The following is a 761-nucleotide window of genomic DNA, read 5'->3' as shown; positions in this document are numbered from 1 at the left end:
TAGCAGGGCAAAGCACCGGCAAGCGCAAGTTATCTATGACAACCCCGATATGTTTGATAGGGTAAAACGGGCGTGGGCTGTATGGATGCTTGCAAATATCTCATACGGCTGTAAACTGGATGCTGCTTTTGGATATGACCGTGCCGGTTGTGCAAGTAAAAAACTTGCCAATAAACGGAAAAATTTTACCGAAGAATATGCCGTCAGACTGCAAAATACACAGATTGAGTGTTGTGATGCACTGCGGATTATCAGAAGCCGTGACACTGCAGAAGCTTTTTTCTACATTGATCCGCCGTATGTCGGTGCAGATCAAGGGCATTATGACGGCTACAGCCAAGAGGATTTTGACAATTTGCTTGCTTTATTGGAGGAAATTAAAGGTAAATTCTTGTTGAGTTCCTATCGGAACCCTGCATTAAAAGAATGCATTAAACGGAATAAATGGCATACGGTTGAAATAGAGATGGCTTGCTCTATGACTAACCGGGCGCAAACACCCCGCCACAAGGTAGAGGTATTGACGGCCAATTATCCTATATCGGTAGACCTGAAAGGCTCACAAAAGCGGATCGTAAACAGCGATACCGACAGCCTTTAAAATCAAAAAAGCACCCTTAAAAAGCCATTTTAGGGGTGCTTTTCCTGCCATTAAAAGCTGTTTTATAGGCGGTTTAATTCCTAATATTGATGTAAAATACGGCCGTTGTTTTTCCTATTCTATGTGCAAAATTTTTCCTAGTTTGCGCGCGCGGTTACAA

At 42.8% G+C, this 761-nt stretch carries 1 protein-coding gene; it reads left to right on the top strand.

The genetic code is table 11. The features are described 5' to 3' along the window. Positions 1–601 (top strand): DNA adenine methylase (locus tag HGH47_RS12215; protein WP_432912745.1); only part of this gene is annotated, 601 nt, incomplete at its 5' end. Positions 602–761: the final 160 nt, after the last annotated feature.

Origin of the sequence: Treponema sp. OMZ 805 (assembly GCF_050937395.1) — a bacterium.
Lineage (GTDB): Bacteria > Spirochaetota > Spirochaetia > Treponematales > Treponemataceae > Treponema.
This window is presented reverse-complemented; position numbering and strand designations above follow the sequence as displayed.